The organism is Nostoc sp. (genome assembly GCF_041747015.1).
Lineage (GTDB): Bacteria > Cyanobacteriota > Cyanobacteriia > Cyanobacteriales > Nostocaceae > Nostoc.
This window is the reverse complement of sequence record NZ_JBGTFY010000102.1, coordinates 1-4707: the sequence shown is the minus strand read 5'-3', so window position 1 is coordinate 4707 and position 4707 is coordinate 1. Positions and strand designations below refer to the sequence as shown.

The window sequence follows — 4707 nt, the reverse complement described above, 5'->3', positions numbered from 1 at the left end:
CCATCTCACCAAAGCCTCGTGGATATCTTTGGGGAAATATATGGAAGTTTGTACGCGATCGCTCTGACTCATCAACACTACAAAGATTTGTTGCCAGTTCATCATACTCCCGTAACCTTGGAACAAGGCTCAATAATGTTTAACAATGTGTGACAATGTTTTATGGTAGATTGAAAACATTATTGAACAAGTGCGACAATGCCGAGGTTTTTGGATGCCGATCGGGTCAAGTGGCGATCGTTATCTCATGAAGACGAATAAGTAATTAGTTCTAATTACACAAACAAAAAATTATTGATTTGGTGGAGATGTTGTCACTATGAGTAGCGATCGTAAGAAGAAATCCACGATTCCAGTCCATAGAACCATACGATGCCATCTAGATGCTAGTGAAGATATACTTCGCCAAATATGGGAAGAAATGACTGAAAAAAATACTCCTCTGATTCTTCAATTGTTAAAGAGTGTAAGCGAACAACCAGAATTTGAAGCTAATAAAGAGAAGGGAGAAATAACTAAGAAAGAAATCGTAGAATTACGTAAAATTGTCACAAAAAATTTTGAACTTGAAGAACAATCAGGCCGTCTTCGCTCATCAGCAGAGTCTTTTGTAAAAGAGGTTTATTCTTCATGGCTTACTTTATACCAAAAACGAAAAAGGCAGAAAGAGGGTAAAGAATACTTTCTCAAAAATATACTCAAAAGCGATGTTGAACTTGTAGATGAAAGTAACTATGATTTACAGACAATACGTTCTAAAGCACAAGAAGTACTTACTCAGCCAGAAGAATTTATAAAACAACTTACTATTAATGATGCGGATGTAAAGCGAACCGAGTCAGCTAAAAAAAGAGTTAACAGAGATGGGAATAATAAAACTAACGATTCAAAACAAAGGGAAAATTCTACTTCTCCAAACAATGTGGATAAAAATAGCTTAGAAACCTTAACTAATGTTTTATATAAAATTCATAAAGAAACACAGGATATTTTAACGCGGTGTGCAGTAGCTTACCTGATAAAAAATTATAATAAAATTAGTAACCTAGAGGAAAATATTGAAAAATTAAAAAAGCGTCGTACTGAAAAAGAATTCCAGATAAAGCGTCTAGAAAAACAAATTCAAGATAATCGATTACCTAGTGGTAGAGATATAACAGGAGAAATATATAGTGAAGCATTGGACAACTTAATGAATCAAGTACCTAAAGATAATAAAGAGTGGGAAGATTGGATAGCTAATTTATCGAGGAAAATATCACATTTACCATACCCTATAGATTATTTATATGGAGACTTGACTTGGTATAAAAATGACGGAGGCAATATTTTTGTTTACTTCAATGGTTGGAGTGAGTATCACTTTAAAGTTTGTTGTAATAAACGCCAACGTCATTTCTTTGAACGCTTTCTAGAAGATCACAAAGCTTTTAAAGGAAGCGAGAAAAGCGAAGAAAAACTTTCAGGAAGTTTAATTACACTACGTTCTGCTCAGTTGCTATGGCAACAAGGTGAAGGCAAGGGTGAACCGTGGAAAGTTCATAAATTAGCTCTGCATTGTACCTATGATGCTCGTTTATGGACAGCAGAGGGTACTGAAGAAGTGAGAAAAGAAAAGACTGACAAGGCGCAAAAACCAGTAAGTAAAGCAGAAGAAAATAAAAAGTTAGAGAAAAATCAACAAATACAACTGAATAAAGATAAATCTTCATTATCTCGACTTAATAATTCATTCAATCGTCCTAGTAAAATAGCTTATCGATGTCAACCTAACATCATTGTTGGTGTCAGTTTTCATCCGGTTGAGTTAGCAACGGTTACTATAGTTAATATAAATACTAAAAAAGTACTCACCTGTAAAACAGTAAAACAGTTACTAGGTGATGCTTTTCACCTCTTAAGCCGCAGACGACGACAACAAGTGCATTTAAGTAAAGAGAGAGAAAAAGCTCAGAAAAAAGATTCGCTGTGCAATATGGGTGAATCTCAACTAGGGGAATACGTTGATAAATTACTAGCCAAGAGAATAGTAGAAACCGCTCATGACTATCAGGCAGCTTGTATCGTATTACCTAGATTAAAAGATATAAGGGAAATTCGCACCAGTGCAATTCAAGCCAAAGCTGAGACTAAAATTCCAGGTGATGTAAATGGTCAAAAATTATACGTAAAAGAATATAATCGTCATATGGAGAATAACGGATTTGAACCGATGGCCTCTGCGGTGCGATCGCAGCACTCTACCAACTGAGCTAATTCCCCTTAATTAGTGCTAAGTCAAGAGTAATATTACTCATTAACTCAATACATGATCACCATATAATATTCTAACATTCAGTTAGCGATTGCTGAGGCTCTTTTTGGGAATAAACCTTCAGCACCCGTTCGAGTTCCAAATCACTGAGATAATCCACAGTCCAGTTACAGCAGCGTTGGAGCATGTGGAATGGGTAAGTATTAGCTACACCAACAACTTGCATTTGCGATCGCTTCGCCGCTTCGATACCTGCTGGGGTATCTTCAATTGCCAAACACTCGTATGGTTGAAGATTCAATTCTGGATATTCTTTATTTAGGTGTTTTACTGCCAGTAGATAACCATCGGGTTCTGGTTTACTGGTGGTGATGTCATCACCCGCGACAATAATTTTAAAATGTTTGGCTAGTTTGGCTCGATGGAGTACTAGTTCTATTTCTTGGCGAATAGCGCCACTAACTAATCCAATTTTTATCTGGCGTGATCGCACCTGAAATATTAAGTCTTCTACACCTGGATATAAAGGCAGTTTCTCTATTTTTGCTAGTTCTAAGGCATAAGCTTGGGCTTTGCGATACAACAATTGAGTTAAATAGTTTTCGTTAGCTACTCTACCACGATTAGCGAGTAATTGCTGAAAACAAACGCGATCGCTTCGTCCTAAAGAAGCTTGACGCTCATCGACGCGCTGGGGTTGGAGATTTTCTTCAATGAGAATCTCATCTATCAATTGCAGGTGGATTGGCTCATCGTTAATGATCACACCATTAAAATCAAAGAGAACTACCTTTAAACTCATGCCATTATGCCAAATGCTGGAGATCCAAGCCCCTCCAAATTATGATTATCTATTGATATCGGTGTGTACTGGCGGACATTTTCGGTTGCAATTGGTTTAACGCCGCTAGTTACCTGATTTATCCACCATACATCTTGCGAGCGTACTGCTTCAAATCCGGCTGCGCCCATATTCGCCTCTACGCTACCAGCAGCATACTCACGAATATATGGCTCCTCAAAAACGTCATTAAGCCATTCTAACTGACGCAGCGTCTTTTGATTACCATCTAGAATTAATACTTGTCCTCCAGTTACTAGCAACCGAAAGCTTTCCCGGAGAATTGCTAGGGATACGGCATCTGGTGTTTCGTGAAATAGCAAGGAAGCTGTCACTAAGTCAAAGGATGCATCACTAAAACCTGTTTTCTCAGCATTTCCGTGTCGCCAGAGTATCTCTAAACCAGCATTTCTAGCTTTATCTTCTGCCCTTACTAGCATATAGGGTGATAAGTCCAAACCAATGACTTCTGCTTGAGGAAAAGCCTGCTTTACCAATAAGGTAGTGGAACCTGTGCCGCAACCTAAGTCAAGTATGCGTCGTGGTTTTACCTTGATGGCATCAACTAAAGCCTGACGGACAATAGTTTCATTCGGTGGCAGAACATATTGGGTAATCGGATCGTAGGTAACTGCTGCACCGTAGTTGAGATATCCGCCTGTAATGCCGTGAAAGTTTTGGCCATTGTAGTACGGGGGAGTAATGACATCATCTCGTCGAAAGCGATCGCACTCTTTCTCCCAGTCAATACTATCAGCGTAACGCCGCAACCCGTCTTCATCAATCAAAAGACGCACTACAGGGGATAAAAAACGTTCCCAGATTGTATCTTGACGCACTGCCATGAGTATTGTATTTGAGTGATTTTCTTTACAAATTTTAATACATATTGAAAATATCTGCTTTCTTTGAGAGCGTAGTTTACCGCCGTAGGCATCGCTTGACATCTGTAATCTAGAGTAGTATGTTTGTAATATATAGATAAATTCCCAAAATTTAGGTAGCTAAATGAAAGATAATACAACATTTAAATTGCTACAACTAACTAGGTAATGGGTTATAGACCATAGCGATAATATACCTAATCCAAAATAGAAAAAATTATGCCCTACGAAAAGTTAGAAATTACCACACCAATACCCGTCTTTTCTTGGGCGAATCACCCTTTAGGGTCAGAAGAAACCAAGATGGCAAAAAATGTGGCATCGCTACCATTTGTGTTTAAGCACGTAGCATTAATGCCAGATGTTCACTTAGGAAAAGGTGCTTTAGTCGGTTCTGTAATTGCAACTAAAGAGGCGATTATACCAGCTGCTGTAGGTGTGGATATTGGCTGTTTTATAGGAGATACCTTAATTCCTCTAGTGGATGGTAAACCCTATCGTATTAAAGACCTAATGGATTGGGGTAAAGAGTTTGTTATTTATGCTTGTACGCCAACAGGAAAAATCGTTGCGGCTAAAGCAACTGCTAAGAGGTTGTTTGAAAAGTGGTTGGCTGTGATTTTAAGCACTTATTGATCCCCCCTAACCCCCTTAAAAAGTGGGGAACCGGAATCAAAGTCCCCCAATTTATCGGGGGATTTAGAGGGATCTAGAACGTTTTGCTACCG

General features: G+C 38.4%; 2 protein-coding genes, 1 tRNA gene and 2 pseudogenes. 2 read left to right on the top strand and 3 right to left on the bottom strand.

Annotated features, from left to right (window positions below):
• Positions 1-319: 319 nt before the first annotated feature.
• Positions 320-2176, top strand: a pseudogene (gene cas12k / locus ACEW80_RS07830) (type V CRISPR-associated protein Cas12k); the annotation flags it as partial.
• A 13-nt stretch (positions 2177-2189) separates the two neighbouring features.
• Here cas12k and ACEW80_RS07825 read toward each other — a convergent pair.
• The 3 genes from ACEW80_RS07825 to ACEW80_RS07815 all read right to left on the bottom strand — a co-directional run bounded on the left by ACEW80_RS07825 (position 2190) and on the right by ACEW80_RS07815 (position 3940).
• A tRNA-Ala gene (locus ACEW80_RS07825) sits at positions 2190-2262 on the bottom strand.
• A 65-nt stretch (positions 2263-2327) separates the two neighbouring features.
• Positions 2328-3056, bottom strand: a complete 729-nt coding sequence (locus tag ACEW80_RS07820) for an HAD family hydrolase (RefSeq protein WP_373526052.1) — start codon at positions 3054-3056, stop codon at positions 2328-2330.
• A complete protein-coding gene (locus ACEW80_RS07815; protein ID WP_373526053.1) occupies positions 3053-3940 on the bottom strand; it encodes a class I SAM-dependent methyltransferase in 888 nt (295 codons plus the stop codon). Before ACEW80_RS07815 ends, ACEW80_RS07820 begins: the two co-directional genes overlap by 4 nt.
• A 258-nt stretch (positions 3941-4198) precedes the next feature.
• Here ACEW80_RS07815 and ACEW80_RS07810 point away from each other — a divergent pair.
• Positions 4199-4432, top strand: a pseudogene (locus tag ACEW80_RS07810) (RtcB family protein); the annotation flags it as partial.
• Positions 4433-4707 lie beyond the last annotated feature (275 nt).

Excerpts from the sequence above, each read along its gene's own strand:
- ACEW80_RS07820 (WP_373526052.1), bottom strand. The coding sequence starts at position 3,056 with ATGAGTTTAAAGGTAGTTCTCTTTGATTTTAATGGTGTGATCATTAAC.
- ACEW80_RS07815 (WP_373526053.1), bottom strand. The coding sequence starts at position 3,940 with ATGGCAGTGCGTCAAGATACAATCTGGGAACGTTTTTTATCCCCTGTA.